The organism is Pseudoalteromonas sp. APAL1 (genome assembly GCF_021532475.1).
GTDB lineage: Bacteria > Pseudomonadota > Gammaproteobacteria > Enterobacterales > Alteromonadaceae > Pseudoalteromonas > Pseudoalteromonas lipolytica_C.
Genome location: NZ_JAKGAW010000003.1, coordinates 42,093 through 64,941 on the forward strand (window position 1 = coordinate 42,093; position 22,849 = coordinate 64,941).

Below are 22,849 nucleotides of genomic sequence, written 5' to 3' on the forward strand. Positions count from 1 at the left end.
TAAATTATAGGTCGCCTTCGTTTTCAGAAAGGAATTTAGCAACACCTTCAGGGCTTGCATCCATACCTTTTTTACCTTCAGTCCAACCTGCTGGACATACTTCACCGTGCTCGCTGTGGAACGCTAGCGCGTCAACCATGCGGATCATTTCGTCGATGTTACGGCCTAGTGGAAGGTCGTTAACTACTTGGTGACGTACGTTACCTTCTTCGTCGATTAGGAAAGAACCACGGAAAGCAACACCAGCTTCTGGGTGCTCAACGTCGTATGCTTTACAGATTTCGTGTTTAACGTCTGCAACTAATGCATATTTAACTTGACCAATACCACCGTCAGCAACGGCAGTGTTACGCCATGCATTGTGTGAGAATTGTGAATCGATAGAAACACCGATTACTTCAACGCCACGCTTTTGGAACTCTTCAAAACGCTTGTCGAAAGCGATTAACTCTGAAGGACAAACGAAAGTGAAGTCTAACGGGTAAAAGAAGATAACTGCTTTTTTACCTTTGATAGTTTCTTTTAGGTTGAAGTTTTCAACGATTTCACCGTTACCTAGAACAGCTGCTGCAGTAAAGTCTGGTGCCTGACGGCCAACTAATACACCCATTTTTATCTCCAAATATTTGAGTTTATTTCCAATTGCATAAGCAATACTTACCTTTATATGGTTCCAAAAAACTAAAAACCAAGAGTAAGCACTGATATTTTGTAAGATAGTTTAAAGAGGTTACAGAGAAATGAACAATCGGAAATATCGATATCACCAATCGGAAAAATTGATTTAGCTAAGTTACTCATTATCGATTGAATATTAATGAATGAACAACTGACTAAAGAGTAAAGCGTGCCCTCTCAAAGATATATTCTACAGAGCACAACACGCATCTTTAATCAGTACATCGGAAGCTAACTAATCCCTAAGTACTTATGCACCTGAACTGATAAACGCCAATTTTTCTCAATACATGTTTCAATAGCAAGTTTGGTCGCTGACTGCTTTTGACTAATTGGTTGAAGGTACACTAAACGTGGATTCACACCCGTTTTTAAGAATAAGTCTTCAAGCTCTTCAACATGCTTTTGCATTGCAACAGGATGCTTAATTTCATCAGCACGCTGCATCGCACTGCGCAGTACTTTATAGCCACCACGCATATTAATCTTTGGTGATACGGTCACCCATGTTTGCTCAGGCGCTAAAATCTCAAATGTGCCGCTGGTTTCAATTTGAGTTGAGTAGCCGTTTGCATGTAATAATTCACACACTGGATTTAGGTCGTACATGCAAGGCTCACCACCGGTGATCACCACATGTTTAGCGTTATAGCCACGTTCTTTAAATAATGCTAATACTTGCTCTGCTGATGCTTCTGCCCAATGATCAGAATCCGCTTTTTTCTCGACCGTGTCATCAAGAGACACTTTATATACATTATCAACATCCCATGTTTGCTTCGTATCACACCAAGCACAGCCTACAGGGCAGCCTTGTAAACGTAAAAAGATTGAAGGTGTACCCGTAAAACTCGCTTCACCTTGAATTGTTTCAAACACTTCGTTAATTTTGTACAAAAGACATCTCACTTACGACACGACGGTATAAAATACATACCATCAGATAAACCAAAAACACTGGCAAAAATTGTTATTTAGGCCCGAGCCGTGTAGTATATCGCGCCCTGAAGTAAACCTCTATCAAAAGTAAGAGCAAAACAGTTATGACGCAAAAAGTAGTTGTTATTTATTCCGGCGGTATGGACTCGTTTACCGTATTAAATAAAGCCCTGCAACAAGGCCACGAAGTGTATGCCCTGTCGTTCGACTACGGCCAGCGTCATGTTAAAGAGCTTAAAGTTGCCGCTCAAGTATGTGAAAAATTAGGTGTTCCACATAAAATTGTTGATATTTCAGCAATCAACCAATTGATTGGTGGTTCATCACTGACCGACGATATTGACGTGCCAGAAGGTCACTACGAAGAAGAAAGCATGAAGAGCACAATTGTGCCTAACCGCAACATGATCTTACTTTCACTTGCTGTGGGTTATGCGGTGTCTTTAAAAGCCAGCAAAGTTTATTACGGTGCGCACTCAGGCGATCATGCTATTTATCCTGATTGTCGCCCTGAGTTTGTGCAAAAAATGGATGATGTTTGCCGTATTGCTAATTACGACGCTGTTGAGATTTTCAGCCCGTACTTAAACAATACCAAAATCGACATTTTGACAGACGGTTTAAAAATGGGTCTTGATTACAGCCAAACATGGACCTGTTACAACGGCCGCGACAAAGCCTGTGGCAAATGTGGTGCCTGCCAAGAACGCTTAGAAGCTTTCGCATTAAATAACGTTACCGACCCTATCGAGTACGAATAACCATAACGTTTACGTTTAAAAGGCGAGATTAACTCGCCTTTTTTGATTGTGTTTGTTGGATAAGTTTTAGCAGCTCTGCAGTAGCAGTCGCATCGGCTAATGCTCGGTGATGATTAGTTAAATTCAATTCAAAATGTGCCGCTAAATTACCGAGTGAATAAGACTTAAGCTTTGGAAATGCTTTGCGCGACTCAACCACTGTACATAGCTTTGGCATTTTAAAGCCCTGCCCGATTGCACTGTATTCTTTGCGAATAAAACCGTAATCAAAATTCACATTATGGGCAACAAAAACACTGCCTTTTAAAAGTGAACGCAGTGTATCGGCAACCTCTTCAAAGCGAGGAGCATCACGCACCATCGCAGCATTAATTCCTGTTAGCTTAGTGATAAAGGCAGGAATACTTCGCTCAGGATTGATTAAACTTGCCCATTGCTTTATCACTTCGCCCGCTTGTAACTGCACAACTGCAATTTCGGTAATTTTATTATTACCTTGTACGCCACCCGTGGTTTCTATATCAACGACACTATAAATACGGTTCGGATCATTAAACCAATTTACTGCGACGATGTTTACTGCAAAGCCCTGCTGTTTTAACACCTCAATACTGACAAGTTGGTTACGTCTTAGTTTGTCGCCAGGGGCTTTTACTTCTTCAAAGGTGAGCTTATCCCCTTTTAGCACCATCAAGTCTGGGTAACCGTCTTTTAGCTGCTTAAAGGTTTTTGACATTTGTAATAAATGCGCTTTTAAATTTGCAAGCGGGCTGTGTTTTATTAATACCTCTAGCGGCTCTAAAATATCGCTATGCCACATAAAAACACCATTAGGTGTTTCGTAAAACTGCCCTGCATTTTTGCAGACATGTTTATACAAGGCTTCATTGCTAGTGAAATTTGCAAGCTTTTGCTCAATTTGTGTTTGTTGCAAAGTGTAAAAGCAATCAGCCTGCAACACCTTTGGGTAAATATCAAATTCATTACACGGCGGGTGCGGAGTCTCTATAAAAAGCTCTTGCCAAAACGTTAAGGTAAAGAAGCTCAACCAAAGGTTATTCTCAGTAAAAAATACCGTGTTACCAAGCTGTTGATAGTGCTCGCACACTCCTTGCTCTACATCGCCACGGTAAATATCATCAACCTCTAATTGATGCTCTGTATCCATGAGCATTTGTGTTAAGCGTGAACGTTGTTGCTTGTTATATTTACGCTGTAAAAAATCTTCAGCGAAATACAAAATGCCATCATCAAGTGGGTCTTGAATAATACTTTCAAGCTTTTGCTCAACCCAGTCTTTATCTCCTTGCTTATAACGCTGGCGAATAGCTAGCTCTTGCGCTTCACTGCTGCCTTCACAGTGCTCAAGTAACTCAAATGCAAATGCTAAGTTATGCTCTTTGAGTTGTTTGTATAGGCGAATAAGTAACTTATTTTTAATACTCTGGGCTAGTTCATCTTCACAGCTGATAGCTAAAAGCGCATGGGCTAAGTTTTGATACTGTGTTTGTGACTCGCTTTGCTTAAACTGCATGCGTAATTGGTTTAATTGATAATGTGTTTGTGCCTCGGCTAACGTTTGAAAACGCGATAAGCTCTCGCTGACATCGCTACGCACTTTTGCAATTCCTAAGTCACGCATCACAAATCGGTTTTGATGGTTTATATCGCCGCCACTCAGTCGGCCACTGTATAAAAACTCAAAATATTCATAATATTGGTCTCGGCTATTAACTACAAACTGACTAAACAATGCCTCTAAATCAGCGTGGCTACGATCGATATGTTGTTTACACAGTTGGGTTAAGCTCTGTTTACTGGCTGACTTTTTGTAATCAGCTTGAGTTGCCATTAACGCATCGTTTGCTAATAAGGTTAACAGGGTTGGCTTTGTTAAATGTTCAAGCAATAGATCTAATTCGTCGTTGTTAGGATGCGCTACCAGTCCTTGTTGTTTTAACTTAAAAATAGCACCGTGAAGATTAGGGATCTCTTCATAATTTAATGATGACAATGCAACAATTTTTGGCTTACGAGAATAAATACGCAGCAAAGTACACAAGCTTTGCTCATCAAGTTGAAGGAGTTTTTTAAGAAATTGCTGCTGCTCTGCTAAAAGCAGATGCCTGCACTGAGATTGAATAAACTCAGCAAGCTCAAAGAAGTGACTTAAATAATATTTTGCTGGTAATTGTGTTTTCATATCCAAACCCGACACTGTATATAATTACAGTATCGGGTATTAGCTAAGCGATTTCAATATTTGAGGCTATTTAACTTTTAAAATACCCACAACCGCGCAAATTGCGCCACCCACCATACCTAACCAAGCTTCAATCGGCGTATCGCCGCTAAAAGTTCGGCTAATTTGCGCACTCGCCGAGTCATACACGTTGTAACCCCAAACCGCGAGTGCTACACCAATAACAATTAAAGCAATTCCTATAATTTTTCCCATTGTGTTGTTCCTTATTGTTGTTTTTTATTACATGTTAGTACGAACAGTTTTGCACATAAAATAATTAGCTGCAAAACCTTAAGTAATAATCAAACTAAAGATTATGTTTTGCCCACTTAACGAAACATGAAGCTCTGCACCAATTGCTCGACTTAACGCCTTGGCAATGGATAAACCTAAACCGAAGTTATCATTAGACGTTCTGGCACTGTCTTTTTGCCATAGTGGATCAAATAACTGACTAATATCTTCATCTGTTAAGGATACTTTTAATTCATTAGTAACAGAGAATTGCAACTTACCCTCGTCATTCAACTGCGTACTTACAATCACTACGCTCTTTTCTGGGCTATATTGTTTGGCGTTATTGACAAGGTTGGTGATGATTGATTCAAGTGCAAATAGATTACTAACAATCGCCGGTATATCTTCTTGAAGTGCAAATTCAACTCGCTCTAAATCGCACTTTTCTAAGATGCGCATTATGACCTGATTTAAATCACAAGCGTCTTGTTTTGGTAAAGCTTCATTACTGTATTTATGCAGTAGCAATAAGTTCGACACAATGCTTTTTAACCGTTGGCTAATTTTTAGTACCTCGGGTTTAAAATCGGCTTCAAATTCTTTTTCATCAGGAAAACGAATTGCCACTTCGGTCATGTTGATTAGCTCAGCAATAGGGGTTTTTAGTTCGTGAGCGATGTCTGAGGTTAAACGTTTTTCGCGAAAGTAAAGCTGCCTGTTTTCTTGAATAAAGGCATTTAAGCTATTTACAATCGGCTGTAGCTCTTTAACTGGTTCTTTAACGACAATTATTGCGTTTTTATCAGCGATACTGAGCTTACTTATATCACGATTTAATTTATTGAGTGGCGCTAGCGAGCTGTCTACCGATTTACGCACAAATAAACGAATAAAGACAATGACTGTTACTGTGGTAACCACAAAAATAATGTCGATAAGCCATAATATAAAATCAACTTCTTCGGAAGATGCGGCATAAGCCAGCGTGAGTGTTTTAAAGTTCGGCTTACTCACCCCGTCATAAGAGCTGTGGTGCGAATGTGGATCAAACTGCGGTTGAAAGCGAGTATAAATGATCCGTCCATCTCGACCATCTGGTAACTGGGTGGTCATTATTTTCGCTTCACCGAGTTTTAGTTCTTGAAACTTAAGGCTCTTTACTGGAAATAAATCAAGACTTGGTGAGCGAATAAGTACGCCTTCATCAGTCCACACTTGAAAATACTCAGGTTCAACTCGGCCATCAAACTCTGGCATAAACTCACCCGGGTGGTTAAAACCTATCCCTTGGTCGTCCTCATGCACCAGTGTCATTAGCATACCAGCTTTTGAGTGTAAGCCACGGTTAAACTCATTATCTATCCAGCTGTCGACGGCAATATCTGTGGCTAATAAAATACCTAAAACAAGCCCTGTTATAGCTATGGATAGAGTAAAAACTAATTTACTGCGAATTGATTTCATCACCTTCCTTGAATTATGTAACCAAAGCCGCGCTTGGTTTGAATAGGTAACTCACCACCTGCCGCTCTAACCTTTTTACGTGCCGATGATAAATGCGCCTCAATAGAGTTTTTCGAAACCAAGTCATATTGTCCAGCAATATAAGTACTTAACTTTTCTGATGTAATCACTTTATTTTGATTGCTAAATAAGCACTCAACAATTTTGTATTCGTTGGGTGTAAGGTCGATGACAGTGTCACCGACTTGCAACAGTTTTAATTGTAAGTTCAAAGCCAGGTTATCGATGCGGATCACGTCACTGATTGTTTTCAAGCCACCGCGACGCATCAAGTTTAATAACCTTGCATGAAGCTCATCAAACGAAAATGGTTTTGTTAGGTAGTCATCAGCCCCTGTCAGCAGCCCTTTCACTTTGTCTTCAGGCTCTTGCTTGGCAGATAAAATCAGCACACGCACATCGAGCTGCTTTGCTCTAATTGTTTGTAATAGGGTAATACCATCAATGCTGGGTAACATAATGTCGAGTATGATTAATTCGTAATCTCCTGTCATTGCCATACTAAGTCCTTCAGCACCATCGCCAGTTTCATCAATGGTAAAACCTAGGTTTTCAAGGCCAATTCGTAGACTACGTCTTAATGACACTGAATCTTCAATAATTAACAATTTCATATGTTACTCAAATAGGTAAAAACACTTTTACGTCATCAGGTTACGCCACCAAACTTAAGATTCACTTAAGATTTACTGAAGTTTTTCTGGTTTAGAAAATATTAAGATTACCATAAGGATTTCTTAAGTTTTGCTTCCTACTATAGCCGTAGTTTCGATTAAGTAAGTACGACTATGACAGCAAAACTCTCCGTTTTAAAACCTTTGTTTCGTTTTACCTTATTATTAATGGCAGTTTTTATGCTGTCGAGAATTGGCTTGCTGTTATGGCAACAGCAACGGCTCGTTGATGGCGATAGCTTAGCGGTGCTAATGGGTGGCCTGAGAATCGACTTAAGTAGTCTTGGTTACTTATCAGCCTTAGCTGTTTTGATGTTACTTGCTAACGTGTTTTTGCGCAGTAAGACCACTTTATTTCAACATGCTTTTACTCTTTATAGCAGCCTAGTTGTGACTTTAATCGTGGTTGTTGAGGCTTCGACACCCGAGTTTATTAACCAATACGATGTGCGACCAAATCGCTTATTTGTCGAATACCTAGATTATCCTCAAGAAGTATTCTCTATGCTGTTAAATGGCCATCTGCTGGCTATGATAAGCAGCTTAATTATTGCAACATTAAGTTGTGTGTTTACGTATCGCTTTATAAGCGCAGCATTTAGTAAACAACAAAACACTAAAAAAGTTAGCCAAGTTGTAATACTCGTTACCACCTTATTAGTTTGTTTAATTAGCGCAAGAGGTACTGTAAGTCATCGCCCGTTAAATCCTGCGTTAGTGTACTTTTCAAGTGACTCGCTGGTTAACTCCTTGGCCCTTAATTCAACTTACAGTGTCGCATTTGCTATTAAAAATATGGGCAATGAAAAAAATGCCAGTAGCTTGTATGGCACCATGCCACGTGATGAAATTTTACAAACAGTCAAGCAAGCCGCCTATAAACAGCAATTTATCACTGAGAGCATTCCTACTCTTGCTAACAACCTGCCGTTTAACACCGGCAAACAAAAGAATTTAGTTATCATTTTAGAAGAAAGCTTAGGCGCACGCTTTGTTGGTGAATTAGGTGGCATTGGCGTGACTCCTGAACTAGATAAGCTTTATCAACAAGGCTGGGGGTTTGATAATTTATACGCTACTGGCACACGCTCTGTTCGTGGTATCGAAGCAGTTACAACGGGGTTTACTCCTTCCCCTTCACGCTCTGTGGTAAAACTTTCTAAATCACAGCGCAACTTTTTTTCTCTTGCCGATGTATTAACCCGCACCGGTTATACCACCCAATTTATCTACGGCGGTGAAAGCCATTTTGATAACATGAAAAGCTTTTTCTTAGGGAATGGCTTTAGCGATATTGTCGATATTAATGACATACAAAGCCCAGAGTTTATCTCATCTTGGGGAGTAAGCGACGAAGACTTGTTTAATCAAGCTGATAAAGAGCTAAACGAGTTAAATAAAACGGGCAAGCCTTTTTTCAGCCTTGTGTTTACGTCAAGTAACCACGACCCATTCGATATACCAGAAGGTAAAGTAACGCTACCTGATGGCCACGACCCAGAAAACTACAAACGCGACCTAGCAATTAAATACGCTGATTATGCACTAGGTAAATTCATCGCAAAGGCAAAAACGCAAAATTACTGGCAAGACACGGTATTTTTAGTGGTTGCTGATCATGATGTACGGGTGTTTGGCTCAGAGCCTGTACCGCTTAAATCCTTCCATATCCCTGCTGTGATCCTAAACAGTGATGTGAAAGCAAAGCGCGATACTCGCTTAGTCAGCCAAATAGACTTACCTGCTACTTTGTTGTCTTTATTAGGTGTAGGGCAAGCAACTCCCATGCTTGGCTATGACTTAACTAAACAATACCCTGTTGAGCGCGCCATGATGCAGTATTACGACAACTTTGCTTATGTAGAAAATGGTGAGGCGGTAATACTAATGCCAAACCAAAAAGTGAGTTATTGGCGTTATGACACAACCAATAAAAGCCAAGTTGCCATTGATAAACCAACCACTGACTTAAACCTTGCCAAAAAAGCGCTGGCTCATGTCTTATTTAGCAATCTTGCTTATACCGAAAAGCTGTATCGCTTACCGAATAAATCATAGCGATGAGGAATGACTATGAGTATGCAAATCAAACAACTTTTTACTAAAAAATGGCCCGTTAGCTACAGCCAATTTGTCTGGCTAGTGTCTTTATATTTAGTTATCGCTTTTAACGGCTTATTTTTATATAACGTGTTTGAGGCGGCAGCCAAGCCTGGGCATGTCGACTGGTTATTCATAATAACCGTGCCGTTTTTCTTATTGGCATTGACGGCAATGGTGCTAAGTTGGCTGTCGTTAATCACCTTTGTAAAGCCCATACTTTTGACAAGCGTGGTGCTCTCGTCACTGCTGTTTTATGCCACTTTAAACTATGGCGTGATCTTCGATAAAAGCATGTTGCAAAATGTCTTAGAAACAAATTCAGGTGAGGCATTTTCATACCTGAATGTACAAGTTATCGCTTTTATTGGTGTGCTTGGGGTGCTGCCAGCCTATTTGTTTTCTCGCTTTAAGATTGTTGGCCACTTTCGCGAACGCCTAAGAAGCTTTGCGCTATTAAACCTTGCAGCTGTTATCGTTGTAGCCATTATTGCGGTACCATTTTATAAAGATTATGCCTCTGTAGGGCGTAATAACCGCCAATTAACGAGCTACATAACTCCTTTTGCATTTTACACTGCAGGTTATAAGTACTTGCGCGATAATTATTTTTATCCACCTTTACCATTCAAAGTATTAGATAAAACACCGCATTTATTGGCTAAGCAGCAAAGCTCACTCACCATTATGGTAGTAGGCGAAACAGCACGAGCTACCAATTTTTCACTGCAAGGTTATGAAAAACCAACCAATCAAAATACACCTAAGCTTGGGGTAAAATATTTCAGTAATGTTAGTTCATGCGGTACAGCAACTGCAATTTCTGTACCTTGCATGTTCTCTCGATTAGACCGCAACAGCTATGATTCACGTATAGCACAAAGCCAAGAGAATGCGCTTGATATCATTCAACGAAGTGGAGTTGAAGTAACATGGATTGATAATAACAGCAGCTGCAAAGGGGTTTGTGTACGTGTTAAATCACAAACGATAGAACCGACAAAGAGCAATCCACTTTGTGATGGCCATTACTGTTTTGATGAGGTACTCGTTGATGAGTTAGCAGCAACACTTGCCAAGAGTAATGCAAAGCACCAACTAGTGGTGTTACATATGATTGGTTCACATGGGCCAACCTACTATCGCCGCTACCCAAAAAAAGACACTAAATTTTTGCCTGACTGCCCACGTAGCGATATCCAAAATTGTAGCAGCGAGCAACTCACAAACACCTATGACAATACCATTGCTTATACCGACTTAGTGCTGAGTAAACTAATCAACTTGCTTAAAGACAGTAAAGCGGATGATAAATCACTGTTATATGTCTCTGATCATGGTGAGTCGTTAGGTGAAAAAGGTTTGTATTTACACGGTTTTCCATATGCATTAGCGCCAAAAGAGCAAACTCAAGTGCCTATGCTGTTTTGGAGTAATAAGCTAGCCGATAGCCGCTTTAACCAATGTATTGAACAACAGCGTAACCATGCTTTTTCACACGATAACATTTTTGACACCCTACTTGGCTTAACCCATGTCGGAAGTACTAAATATAATCCTGAGCAAGACATTTTTTATGCTTGCTCAAAACAAAGCTAACGAAATAGAGATTTCATACTATGCAATTTGATAGCACTAACAAACCCATAGGCATTAAACGTATTCGCCTTGCATTTAAAAATTCCCAACGTGCATTCACGTGGTTAGCAAAACATGAATCTGCTTTTAAACAAGAGCTGATACTATTGGTCCTTGCCATAGCCGTGGTTTTTATCTGGCAAATTACCCTGTATGAGAAAATCATGCTGCTTGTATCTGTGCTATTTGTGATGTTTGCTGAAGTGGTCAATACGGCAATTGAAGCAGCAATAGACCGCATAGGCCTTGAAATTCATCCGTTATCAGGCCTAGCTAAAGACTTGGGGTCAGCAGCCGTACTTATTGCTCTTACAATTTGTGCGCTAGTATGGGGCGGTGTATTTGTTTACAACCTAAGTTAACTGGCTTTTTTATCATCCGGGGTGTCATTACAAAGTGCACAATGTCGCCCTTTTGATGAGTGATATAAACGGGTTGCGATAAAAATTGCCGTTGCAATAAATGACCAAAGTAACGCAAAACTTAATGCGCTTTGTGTGTCGTGACCTTTAAGGATTTCTACCATAAACAATAAAATAGCCACCAGCGTGAAAACTCTAGTGGCTCTTAAAATCCAAAATTTTGTACTCATAACTTACTCCTTTAAAAAAGTAAGTGTAGTTCAAAGTAAGAAAAAACACCTAAAAAACCAAAGCAGGCTCAGACAAAATCTGTACATTATTTTTAAATACTTCTAATTGCCCTGTCGGAGATTGTTCAGTACCTAGCACGATAACATGACACACATAGCGATAGCCGTTATTCATAAATGTATAAAAATGGTTACCGCCACTACCATCAAAGCTTAACGTGCCCCCTGTTATCACCAATCTTGGCTCATCCAGCATTGATTGTTCAATATCCCAAGCCGCATAGCGGTATTGATTTTCTGCCAACTCATCAATACGAATTAAATGCTTTTTTGTCTTCCAAGTTAGTATCGGCTGAGTAAATTCGCGAAGGGTTTCGTGTAAAGCTTGTTTTTGCTCTTCAATAAGCGCTTCGCGTAATGTTTTTTCTGCATCTGATTGATAGGGCACAGCCCAAATAGAACCATCAAAGTCTAACCAAAGTTTGCCTGAATCAAACATAATACCGCGCCAACCCATCATCTCCCAATCATGACGAATATTTGAGTTAGCTATCGACTCAACAAATTGCTGATCAAATACCTGCTCAAATTTATCGATAAGCATTTGCTTATTCTCAATGTCTTTAAGAGGGGCTTTACGCTGCAATGGATAGTGGACTCGTTCTGCAATCGCCGCTTTATCCCCTGCTTTAAACGCTGCAACCACAGGTTTTACTATTTTGATATGCTTTGTTGCGGCAGTAGCCCATGATGAATAAGAGCTACCAATCAGTACGATTGCACTTAACAAAACTGCTTTCACTTTAGTATCCATTTTTTAGTTTTTTAAAGCGTAACAAATTAGGGGACACGCAGTACAGCCTCAACTAAAATTCTAATTGAACTGCATCACTTTGATTACCTAATCTGTCAACGGCTATTACTTTAATTGTTGTTAATGTTTGTTGCTCTTTTTCTGTAGCAACTTTGAGCGTATGTTTATTGTTTGCATAAAGCTGATAATGCCAATCGTCACCGTATTTAAAATACACCAAGCTCTGCGTTACTTGTGGTTCATTTGCATGCTGCCAAGATAGCTCAATGTAATTTGCTGAACGTTCATATGAAACTTTAAATGGCTCAACCGCTGGCATGTCTATCCAAGGGGTTTGCGGTATTAATGCTTGGTGCTGAAACACGCCTTTTGCTAATGCATCACTCATTAATCGACTACCGTCAAGCGCCGCAACATTCCAAAAAACAGTCCCTGGCGATGCTAAAAATCCTCGGTTAATCATGATCTGATTAACCACTTCATCGACACCCGCTGTATCAAACGACCGAAGTGCGTTAATACCCGGCCATAAATGACGTTGTTTGGTGTTCTGTGTTTGCCACCAATTTACCAACAGTGGATAACTTTGCGCGTACTGGTTTATTGGCCAGTACAATTGTGGAGTTAAGTAATCAAGCCACCCCTCGATTAGCCATAACTTAGCATCCGCATAGAGCTTCTCGTACTGATCCATGCCACGAATTGAGTCTGGATTATTGGGTCTGTAGATACCAAATGGGCTAATGCCAACTAACACATGGGGTTTAGTTTCTTTAACACGAGCATAAAGGCGTTTAACAAATTGATTGACCGCTTCTCTACGCCAATCTGCAACTGTTAACTTGCCGCCCGCTTTTACATAAGCCTGATATTGTAATGCGTCAGGGAAATCTTCGCCTTCATTATAAGAAGGGTAAGGATAAAAGTAGTCATCGTAGTGAATACCATCTAAATCGTAATTTTTAACAAGTTCCGTTAATGTATTTAAGGTGTGAGCAACCACATCTTGATCGGTTGGTAAAAACCAATAAGTACTATTTTTTAGTTTTACCACTTGGTCTGGCATACGTGTGACCACAGAGTGTTCAGACACAGGACCACCATCAGGATGATGGGCTCGATAAGGGTTGAACCACGCATGTATCTTTAGGCCACGCTTATGTGCTTGCTCAATCCAAAACTGTAGCGGGTCATAAAATGGTGCTGGAGCTCTGCCCTGCTCGCCAGTTAAATAATAAGACCAAGGCTCACGACTACTGTGATAGAAGCTATCTGCTTGCGGGCGTACCTGAAAAATCACAGTATTAAAGTTATGCTGTTGTAATTTATCGAGAATTTGAATCGCTTGCCGTTTTTGCTCTGTGACAGCTAACCCAGGCTCAGTTGGCCAGTTAATGTTTGCGACTGTGGCAACCCAAGCAGCACGAAACTCCCTTGCGACCTGTGGTTGGTAAATCGTACCAAGCAGTTGTTTTTCAGTATACGTTGTTTCATTTTTTGACAATAAACTACACGCACTTAAAACCAAGCACATGCTCAATAGCGATAAAATTTTTAAATACATGATCAACCTCATAAAAAAGGCACAGCAATCATGTTGCTGTGCCTTCAATTTCACTAAACTCAAATGAGTATTAGAACTTCATTTGTGCGCCAATCAAGAAGCGACGACCATAATCATGAATTGCTAATGGACGATTAGCATCTGGCATACCTGTGCTATTACCTGAAGTCGCTTCTTGCTCTTCATTTGTTAAGTTAATAGCTTGGAAAATAAGATTAAAATCTTCAGAAATGTTATAGCTAACATTTAAATCATATTGACCAAAACCATCCTTATACTGGTTTAAGCCAAGGTAATTAGTATAAAAATATTCTGAACGATATGTATAAGAAACACGGGCACTGAAAGCAGTGTTTTCATAATAAACCGTCGCATTAAAAGTATCTTCTGAGTTGTTTGGCAACACAGCTTCTTCACCTGCGGCTTTTTGCTCCGGTGTTTGCTCTAGTTCAGCATCTGAATATGTATAGTTGGTTTGAATACCAAAACCATACATAAGCTTTTGAGTGTAGTTCACTTCAAAGCCCGAATTCTCACCGCCTAGGCCATTTTGAGGCTGAGTCACTAAGAAATCACGAACCTCTTCAACGCCGGTATCAGGGTCTGTCCATGTCCACTGCTTTTCAATCGTTGTATTGGTGATATACGAATCAATATCTTTGTAGAAATAAGCTAATGACAATATTGATGACTCATTAAAGTACCACTCAGCTGATAAATCATATTGAGTCGAACGATAAGGTTTTAAGTCTGGATTACCTTGTGAACCTTTGCAGCCTGTTGCCGCTGCACAGTAGCCACTTTTACGCGCTGATAAAAAATCGTAGTCAGGGCGAGACATTACTTTAGCCGCAGCAAAGCGAAGCACAACATCATCCGTAAAGTCATAATTAATGTTTACACTCGGTAAGAAGTCATCGTAGCTATTTGAGCTATATACATCTTGAATATTTTCAGGCGCAAAACTACGTCCTGTGTACTCAACTGAACGAGAGTCAAGCTCTGTTTTAACCGCGCGTACGCCCATATTACCGCGCCACTTATTGTGCTCGAACACGGCTTTGACGTAGCCAGCTGTAACGGTTTCTTCAAGGTCGAAGGTGTAGTCAAGGTGCTCATAAGGACCTGATGTTGGGCTCGTAGACGAGATCCAGTCTGCATACTGGTTATTATCAAACTGCCATAAAATGCCGTCGCTAGTAGAATCGCTTGCAAACATACCCAAATTAAAGCTCTCACCTGCTGCTGACACTTTTGGATAGTTAGCTTTCATCAAACTGGCAGCTTTTGTATGCTCACGGTATTTTACACCCGCTTTAATTGCAGTGAAAAAACCAGTGTCTAGTAAATATTCAACATCAAACTGCGCATAAAGCTCATCAGAGTCATTGAGTATGTCATTTTTATGGTTGTAATCTAAACGGTAATCTTGTGGGCTTAAGTCTGCTGATAAAGTCACATCTGGCGTACCATTTTCTAACGTAAATGACGCATTTGTATTGGCATAGTACTCTGAATAAACATCACTCACCTCACCGTCAGCTTTACTGTAACCTAGCTGACCTGTAACAGTGTAATCATCTGCTTTGTAAGTCACTTTTAAATCATGAGCTTGAGTCTTAAATTCACCACGGTAGCCCGCATTACCATAATAACCCAAGTTATTGTGTGCTGGTAAATCACCGGCGACAACCGTACCGTCAACGATAACGGGGTTCTCAATGTTAGCAATATTTTGCAGGATAAAACCGCTTGAATACGTGCCATATGATTCATGTTCTGACTTTGAATATAAGTTATTGAAAACAAAATCAAGGTTATCATTTGCAGCGTATTGGAATGTCGCTGTTGCGGTATCTAAATCGCTATCACTTGCGTAGCGGTTGTAACCCACTGCCCCAGGATAAAATTCTGCATTACCATCTTGGTTAGCATCTGTGCTGCGATATCCAAAACGTACTTCTTTACTATCACGCTGCGTTGCTGTTTCTTTGTGCACGAAGCCAACATTAAAACCAAAATCTTGGGCTTCATTTTTCCATGAATATAAACCAGACACGTATGGCTTAGTTTCATCTGCGTTTTCAAAGTGGAATGCTTTTACTGAAAGCGCTGCATAGTTAGCTTCACTATCAAGCGGTTTGCGTGTTTTTACTACAACAGTGCCACCAATTGACCCCTCATCAATGTCAGCTTCAGCAGACTTATAAACCTCGAGAGTATCGACCATTTCTGCTGGTAATAATGAGTAATTAAAACCACGCGACGGGCGTGTAATTGATGCCGAAGCCGTTGCAGAAGCCACATTTTGGCCATTTAACAGAGTTATATTTAAATGAGGTGCTGTACCACGAATACTCACTCGGTCGCTTTCACCACCTAAGTCTTTCTCTACTTGCACGCCAGGAATTCGTTGCAATGCATCTGCAACTGTTTGATCAGGAAATTTACCAATATCTTCAGCAGAAACTGCATCAACTACGCTGTTTGAAAAGCGTTTCATATTAATACTTTTCTCAACTGACGCCGCATAGCCGCGGACTTCTATCAGCTCAATATCTTCTTTTGTAACTTTCTTTTTTTCATCTTGTTGATCAGCTGCAAAGGCTGGTGCACATGTTCCAAGTAAAAGAGTTGGGAGCAATGCTTTTTTGATGCAAACAGTTAGCGTGGAGAATTTTTTATTCATGGAAATGTAACCCTATCGTTTTTTAAAAAGTGAGAGATTTTGTGACTACAAACTACATAAATGCTCTTTTGAACAACAATTGGTAACAACTTTATTGTTACATTGCGGCTACAATAGTAGTAATATTTTATAAAATCAAGATATTTTATTCTTTAAATTTTATATATTAACAATATTAAATTCCAAAAAAGAGACAAAAAAACACAGCACAAGCAACCTTGAGATTAAAAAACACTTAAAATCATTAACTTATATTAATATTTTATAAAATAGGTGTTTTTTAAGAATTGAAGAATTACATTCGCGTGTTTGTTTTGGGGAATTTTTTATTCAAGAACAAAACTAAGAATCAATGGGAATGGGCAAAAAACGTCTATAAAACAAACGCTGCTAATGCCTATTACAAGCACATGAAATGTTAAGCACTCTTTGGAAAAATAAAACTCAGCTAACACCAGAAAATTTAATATTGAATAGTTTCTGCCTAATTAAAAAAGAGTGATGAAAACTCACCACTCGCAAACTCATCGAAGTTAAGAAAAGAGGAAATAAAACTAAATGGCCTTAACTTGCCATCGCATTGTCGACGTAATCTTCGACCATATCAGCAAAATCTTGCTCAACAATACCAAGCTCAGTAAAACACGCCTCTTTGATTTTAAACCATTCGCTTGAATACTGTTGGTGACGGGCATAATCCACAGCACTTTCTGCACATTTTAAAATGGCATAGGCCATACGTTGTTGTTCATCATTATTTTGCGCTAAAAAGTGCGTGTTATGATGGTTTAAAATAACGTGACAAAGTGGCTTAGGTAAATGCCAAGAAACAGAGATAAAGTAACCAATCACCGCGTGGTCGCACTGGTAACGTGCTTGTTCAAGGTCTGTAATCGCATGCTCTTTAGCTAGATTTGCTTGTTTAAGTACCTCGACATAATCTGTAAATTTTAATGCCATTGCGGCAATACCCACATTATGAAAAAGCCCTAAAGAGTAAAGCTCATCTACTGGCATTAATGACTTATAACTATTACCGAGCAGCACACAAGCATTAGCAACTTCAAGCGACTCATCCCAGAAGCGCTCTAGGCTTATGCAGGCATTGCCTTTAAAATTTTGCTTAAGTAAGGCCATCGTTACCAACCGATTAAGCTGCTCTAACCCCAAAAACATCGCGGCTTGGCGTATATCACTTATAGTGCGTTGCAAGCCAAACACCGGGCTGTTTATAGTTTTTAACAATAAGGCCGAAAGGCTAATGTCTTTTGAAATTAGTAGGGCTATTTTATCTAAACTTGCATCCGACTTTTGCATTTCATCAGCAATTTGGCTCAATAATTCAGGTTTAGGTGGAATATGAAAACCGCGTTCAAGCGAAACTAGGCGTTGTTCATCTAAGTTGATCATTTGCCCAAGAGCCTCCTTTAATAAGCAACGAGCAATTTAATGGTTTAGATGTGTAAAGTAGCCTAAGAGGTTTACCTTAGTATTGTTTGAGATCAACTAGTTGCGCAGAAAGAGTATTCATTGCGTAAAAAAACGGCATAGTAATACGTCAATTAATATGCCGCCTATTGGCTATTTACTTAGTGAGAAAGTACGCTTAGCCACTCATCAGGGTTTGCTAAAATAAACTCAAATACATCATGGTTATTTAACGTAATACGAATTCCATCAGCTGTAATTGGTAAAATACCCGCGCCTTTACCTGAACACTTATCAATGTTTTTGATTTGCGATCGTGAAAATGTGTATGGACCTAGGCCTAACTCTTTGTTAAATGGCTCAAAAACAATGTCTTGCTCTGTAACTAAAAGCTTCCCATCTGCTTTTGCAACACCTGATTGAATAGTTGCCATTGATTCTTTGACTGTTTGCGCTTGCATATCCTTTACTCCACTTAACAAATGAGTGTTAGCTTACACTCAATTAAACCTTAAAATCCCGTACCAACTTAAGATACAACAAGTACGAAAAAAGTACAGTGCTATTGATTTAAAATATTTTTATAAATAGCTTATTAATCGCTTTAGGTTATTTCATGTTATTCGTTAAGGCTTTTTATTATTCACATAAAAAGCCATTCTGACTTTAGTCCATTCTTATGTGAACAAAAAAAATGCTGCTATGCTTAAAATAATAATAGGATAGATGCATTAATCTAATGACAAAAGCGCTGCTGCAAACTAAAAAAAAGTTAAAAATGAATGCATCTATCGTGATTGCATTAGTCATATTGCTTACTTTTACTTCTTTATTCTCTTATAAAAATGTCGACTCGCAATGGCATGATTATTCTGAAACAGCAGCAAATGTTTATGTCCTTCACGACAAGCTTATTCAAAAACTAGGTTATGGTGGTTTTATTCATCATTTTAAAAACTTGGTGCTAAGAAAAAACACTGAGCTTTACCTTCCCAAAATTAAAAATGAACTTGCCGCAATAAAAGACTTACTATCCAAACTCAGCGCAATAGAAGAATACGATCAAACAGCGCTTACTGACGTTACAAAAACAGTTAGTGAGTATGAAGCTAAACTCGACATTGCAATAAAAATGATTGCTGAAGGCGCTACAAGTGAGCAAATCGATTTAGTGGCTAAAGTGGATGATGCTGCGGCCTTAAAGGCTCTTTCAGAATTCGAAACATACATAAGTACGATACTGAAGGACAAAAGCCTTGCTATCAATAACAACTTTCAACTCGCTTACATCGTACACATTTTAACCATCATCTTGCTTGCCAGCATATTGCTTGTTTACTTTAGAAAGCTTTCAAACTCTTATAAACAACAGATTGAACTCACCGAGCGTGCTTTAGAAGGCACACGAATAAAATCAGAGTTTTTAGCTAACATGAGTCATGAAATCCGCACCCCTTTAAACGGTATTATGGGGCTATTACAAATCTTGCAGCCAAACATTCAAAAACCGAACAATATAGAAGTTGTTGCTAAGGCGCTGTTTTCTTGTCGATCACTACTTACCATCATCAACGATATTTTAGACTTTTCTAAAATGGAGGCGAACGAGCTATCAGTTGAACGAATAGACTTCTCTCTCTCGCGGGTCGTTGAGTCAATTAATTCTGATTTTTTGCCTGTCTGTAATGAAAAATCTATCTATTTAAAAATTGAAGTTAGTGATGATATAGAGGATTTATGGATTGGCGATCCGGTACGCATAAGACAAATACTGTTAAACCTAGTATCTAATGCAGTTAAATTCACTGAACAAGGAGGTGTAAAAGTTATTGTCAAAAAAGCTGCTCAGCGCGAGGGAATAGAATTAGATGTTATCGACACGGGTATTGGCATGAGCAAAGAAGGACTGTCTCATCTTTTCAATCGATTTCAGCAAGCCGATAACAGCATTACCAGGCGCTTTGGAGGTACAGGTCTTGGCATGTCGATTACAGTTAATTTAATAAACCGCATGGGTGGTAGTATTGATGTAAAAAGTGAACTTGGTAAGGGCACCCGTTTTACAGTGTATTTACCACTTAAGCTATCTCAAAAAGCTCATATTGATGAAACAATTACTCACATTAAAGTACCTGACTTAACAAATCAGACGGTATTAATAGCAGAGGATAACCCTTTAAACACCATGATTATTAAATCAATGCTAGGAGAAACCAATGCTGAACTACACTTCGCACAAGATGGTAAACAAGCTATAGAGTTATTTAATAAGCTCAATCCTAGGCTAGTACTTATGGACATACAAATGCCAAATATGGGGGGCATTGAAGCGTGTGCTCATATACGAAGAGTTAACGAAGCAGTTCCTATTATCGCTCTTACTGCCAATGTAATGAAAGAAAATATTATCGAGTATATGAACTGCGGCTTTAACGGTCACGTTGGTAAGCCTATTGAAAAACACCTGCTGTTTAACACGATTAATGATGTACTCGAAATTAACCAAAATGAAGGCTTAGATTAAAGTTTTCATCAAAATTCACAGCTTATTTTGCTATTTCAATAAGCTATAGATTTTCAAAAAATGACAAATGAACAGCCCACTCCAAAACACTTATTTAACCTTTATATAACGATTGACTTACAAAAAAAGATCGCCCATAGTCATTAATCATCGGTACACATTGAACCTAATTATAAAACCAATTAGTAGCAACCGCTGCTATCAAAATTAAAATGTGGAGGGGTGCGTTATGAACCGTAAGTCTAAACTAATATACCGTATTATGTTGGCCTCTAAGTTTCATAGCCGTGACAAAGCGATTTCACTTGATAAGCTAAAACAAGGCTGTTGTTTAAGTGAGTCCGAATTGCTAACCGTTTTAAAAGAGCTTGAAATCAACCAACTCATTAGCTGGGATCCCAGCAAATCAACTTTTCAACTATCCGCTTAAAAGCGGACCAAGCCACTGACTATTTGGTTGTTAGCAGTGGCTTTTGTTCAACACATTTATTTAATCATTTAAGTACTTTATTAGTTGCTTACTCTCAGCGAATAGCAATAATCAACTTAATCGATTATGTAAACACAAAGTGAATACGTATGCACTTTATTGTTGTAGCTAAACGCGAAGGCTATAGTAAGGACACCTGCTGATTTTTCAATCAGCATATAAAACTAGACAACAAGGCCTTAAAATGACTCATATTACAAAAAAGTGCTTATTTATATTCATACTTTGTTTACTCGCTTCGGCGTGTACTCAAACAACAAATAGTGCCTACCAACCAAATCCCTATGTAAAGATAACGCATCCGGCATGGTCAAAAAATGCAGTGATGTATCAGCTAAATACTCGCCAGTTTACTAAAGAAGGCACTTTTAATGCCGCACAGCAACAACTGCCGCGCTTAAAGAAATTAGGTGTCGATGTTATTTGGTTAATGCCAACTCACCCTATTGGTGAAGAAAATCGCAAAGGCAGTTTAGGCAGCCCCTACTCAGTAAAAGACTACCGAAAAGTAAACCCTGAATTTGGCACACTAGATGATCTTAAAGCCTTTGTGAATAAAGCACATGACATGGGCATGTACGTTATTTTAGATTGGGTAGCAAACCACAGCGCATGGGATAACTGGCTTAGATATGAACACCCCGATTGGTACGATAGAGATTATCAAGGCCAATTTAGACCGACGCCTTGGTGGGATTGGTCTGACATTATCGACTTTGATTATTCAAAACCAGCGCTTCGTGAGTACATGACAGAGTCGATGAAATACTGGGTAAAAGAAGTCGGTATTGATGGCTATCGTTGTGATGTAGCAGGCTTTGTACCCGTAGACTTTTGGAACAATGTACGCCGTGAGCTTGATGACATAAAGCCTGTTTTAATGCTTGCTGAATGGGAATCGCGCGATTTACATGCCGAAGCCTTTGACATGACATACGCTTGGTCATGGTCTGAACACATGCGCAAAATTGTAAATGGTCATGCAGATGTCAGCGCCCTATTTATTTATTATTCATGGAATGAAAGCGCATTCCCAGCTGAAGCTTACCGCCTTGTAGGTGTTGCCAACCATGACACCAATGCTTGGGAAGGTACCATGTTTGAACATTACGGTGAGGCGCTTGAATCTGTCATTGCGCTGTCTGTAGTTGGCGAAGGCTTCCCGATGATTTACAACGGCCAAGAAGCAGGCAACGATAAACGACTCGAATTTTTCGAACGTGACCCTATAAAATGGCAAAAGCACCCTATTGGTGACTTGTATCAGTCACTGTTTGAACTCAAACATAATAATGAAGCACTATGGAATGGCCAATTTGGTGGACGCATGGTACATGTACCAAACACTGCACCAAAAACAGTACTTAGCTTTGTTCGCGCAAAAGGCAACGATAAAGTATTTGCCGTATTTAATTTCTCGAAAGAACCAAAAACAGTCAGTTTTGAGGAACCATTATATTTAGGTAAGTACACTGATGCTTTTTCAAAACAGCTAATAGAATTTACTGAAACAACAGAACTCACAATTCCAGCGTGGGGATTTAGAGTGTTTGTGAAATAGTTTTAAGAGCCTAGGTTCTAAAGTAAATTGTAAGAAAGAAGTCATCATTCATACCAGCTAATAAATCGGTGTAATTTAATAGAAAATTAAAGCGGGTATCGAAAGCGTGTTTAAAAAAGAGATAAGTATGAAGAAAGTCACCCAAAGAAGATTTTGGGTGGCAGTCTTACCAGCCACATCTCGGCACACACGTCACACGCTGTGGCTGCTCCCTTCCGGGCCTGACCAGATTCACCTGCTAGTGTTGCGAGAGGACCAATAAGACTACCATTGAGAGCCTCGTTCGGCGCGGGAGGGATTATCTCTAGTTTTAGCCTGTTATTCAAGGGGTATTCGAAAAAGAAAGTGCGATTGCATGCTTAGTATACAATCGCACAGTAAATAAGTGATT

19 protein-coding genes and 1 other RNA gene are annotated in these 22,849 nt (G+C 39.4%); 7 read left to right on the plus strand and 13 right to left on the minus strand.

The genetic code is table 11. The features are described from left to right. Window positions 1-4 precede the first annotated feature (4 nt). Both L1264_RS02420 and queE read right to left on the minus strand, forming a co-directional pair. On the minus strand, window positions 5-610 hold the full coding sequence (locus L1264_RS02420) for a peroxiredoxin C (protein ID WP_135924050.1): 606 nt from the start codon (window positions 608-610) through the stop codon (window positions 5-7). A 299-nt stretch (window positions 611-909) separates the two neighbouring features. Then, on the minus strand, window positions 910-1,575 hold the full coding sequence (queE, locus tag L1264_RS02425) for a 7-carboxy-7-deazaguanine synthase QueE (protein ID WP_135924049.1): 666 nt from the start codon (window positions 1,573-1,575) through the stop codon (window positions 910-912). 122 nt (window positions 1,576-1,697) lie between these two features. Here queE and queC point away from each other — a divergent pair, with 122 nt between their 5' ends. Beyond that, complete coding sequence (queC, locus tag L1264_RS02430) at window positions 1,698-2,378, plus strand: 7-cyano-7-deazaguanine synthase QueC (protein WP_281546462.1); 681 nt, start codon at window positions 1,698-1,700, stop codon at window positions 2,376-2,378. Window positions 2,379-2,406: 28 nt separating this feature from the next. Here queC and L1264_RS02435 read toward each other — a convergent pair whose 3' ends face one another. From L1264_RS02435 to L1264_RS02450, 4 genes are all read right to left on the minus strand, one after another. Then, on the minus strand, window positions 2,407-4,581 hold the full coding sequence (locus L1264_RS02435) for an exonuclease domain-containing protein (protein WP_199525922.1): 2,175 nt from the start codon (window positions 4,579-4,581) through the stop codon (window positions 2,407-2,409). Window positions 4,582-4,647: 66 nt separating this feature from the next. Then, entirely contained in the window at window positions 4,648-4,836 is a 189-nt protein-coding gene (locus tag L1264_RS02440) for a DUF3185 family protein (protein WP_135924046.1), read from the minus strand. Between the two features lie 78 nt (window positions 4,837-4,914). Further along, window positions 4,915-6,324, minus strand: a complete 1,410-nt coding sequence (locus tag L1264_RS02445; RefSeq protein WP_199525920.1) for a sensor histidine kinase — start codon at window positions 6,322-6,324, stop codon at window positions 4,915-4,917. Continuing rightward, window positions 6,324-6,998: a response regulator transcription factor gene (locus L1264_RS02450; protein ID WP_138556989.1), complete on the minus strand. Its 675-nt coding sequence runs from the start codon at window positions 6,996-6,998 to the stop codon at window positions 6,324-6,326. Before L1264_RS02450 ends, L1264_RS02445 begins: the two co-directional genes overlap by 1 nt. Before the next feature lie 174 nt (window positions 6,999-7,172). Between L1264_RS02450 and L1264_RS02455 the strand changes: the two genes are divergently transcribed. The 3 genes from L1264_RS02455 to L1264_RS02465 are packed head-to-tail and all read left to right on the plus strand — an operon-like array spanning window position 7,173 to window position 11,158. Then, on the plus strand, window positions 7,173-9,116 hold the full coding sequence (locus L1264_RS02455) for an LTA synthase family protein (protein WP_199525918.1): 1,944 nt from the start codon (window positions 7,173-7,175) through the stop codon (window positions 9,114-9,116). A 15-nt stretch (window positions 9,117-9,131) separates the two neighbouring features. Continuing rightward, window positions 9,132-10,757: a phosphoethanolamine transferase gene (locus tag L1264_RS02460; protein ID WP_425343231.1), complete on the plus strand. Its 1,626-nt coding sequence runs from the start codon at window positions 9,132-9,134 to the stop codon at window positions 10,755-10,757. A gap of 20 nt (window positions 10,758-10,777) precedes the next feature. Then, window positions 10,778-11,158, plus strand: a complete 381-nt coding sequence (locus L1264_RS02465; RefSeq protein WP_135924041.1) for a diacylglycerol kinase — start codon at window positions 10,778-10,780, stop codon at window positions 11,156-11,158. Here the strand turns inward: L1264_RS02465 and L1264_RS02470 are convergent. The 6 genes from L1264_RS02470 to L1264_RS02495 all read right to left on the minus strand — a co-directional run bounded on the left by L1264_RS02470 (window position 11,155) and on the right by L1264_RS02495 (window position 18,344). Then, complete coding sequence (locus tag L1264_RS02470) at window positions 11,155-11,388, minus strand: hypothetical protein (RefSeq protein ID WP_135924040.1); 234 nt, start codon at window positions 11,386-11,388, stop codon at window positions 11,155-11,157. The genes L1264_RS02465 and L1264_RS02470 overlap by 4 nt on opposite strands. Window positions 11,389-11,437: 49 nt before the next feature. Then, complete coding sequence (locus tag L1264_RS02475) at window positions 11,438-12,190, minus strand: hypothetical protein (protein ID WP_199525915.1); 753 nt, start codon at window positions 12,188-12,190, stop codon at window positions 11,438-11,440. Window positions 12,191-12,254: 64 nt separating this feature from the next. Then, window positions 12,255-13,766: a glycoside hydrolase family 10 protein gene (locus L1264_RS02480; protein WP_199525913.1), complete on the minus strand. Its 1,512-nt coding sequence runs from the start codon at window positions 13,764-13,766 to the stop codon at window positions 12,255-12,257. A gap of 70 nt (window positions 13,767-13,836) precedes the next feature. Beyond that, window positions 13,837-16,455, minus strand: coding sequence for a TonB-dependent receptor (locus tag L1264_RS02485; protein WP_199525911.1), 2,619 nt, complete (start codon window positions 16,453-16,455; stop codon window positions 13,837-13,839). Window positions 16,456-17,019: 564 nt separating this feature from the next. Further along, a complete protein-coding gene (locus tag L1264_RS02490; RefSeq protein ID WP_199525909.1) occupies window positions 17,020-17,865 on the minus strand; it encodes an HDOD domain-containing protein in 846 nt (281 codons plus the stop codon). A gap of 179 nt (window positions 17,866-18,044) precedes the next feature. Then, entirely contained in the window at window positions 18,045-18,344 is a 300-nt protein-coding gene (locus L1264_RS02495) for a hypothetical protein (protein WP_135924035.1), read from the minus strand. A 278-nt stretch (window positions 18,345-18,622) separates the two neighbouring features. Here L1264_RS02495 and L1264_RS02500 point away from each other — a divergent pair, with 278 nt between their 5' ends. The 3 genes from L1264_RS02500 (at window position 18,623) to L1264_RS02510 (ending at window position 22,458) form a co-directional block, all read left to right on the plus strand. Then, complete coding sequence (locus L1264_RS02500) at window positions 18,623-20,407, plus strand: ATP-binding protein (protein WP_199525907.1); 1,785 nt, start codon at window positions 18,623-18,625, stop codon at window positions 20,405-20,407. Window positions 20,408-20,636: 229 nt separating this feature from the next. Continuing rightward, entirely contained in the window at window positions 20,637-20,837 is a 201-nt protein-coding gene (locus L1264_RS02505) for a hypothetical protein (protein ID WP_135924033.1), read from the plus strand. A 244-nt stretch (window positions 20,838-21,081) separates the two neighbouring features. Continuing rightward, on the plus strand, window positions 21,082-22,458 hold the full coding sequence (locus tag L1264_RS02510) for an alpha-amylase family glycosyl hydrolase (protein ID WP_235403611.1): 1,377 nt from the start codon (window positions 21,082-21,084) through the stop codon (window positions 22,456-22,458). 164 nt (window positions 22,459-22,622) lie between these two features. Here L1264_RS02510 and ffs read toward each other — a convergent pair. Next, an RNA gene (gene ffs / locus L1264_RS02515) (signal recognition particle sRNA small type) lies at window positions 22,623-22,719 on the minus strand. Between the last annotated feature and the right edge of the window lie 130 nt (window positions 22,720-22,849).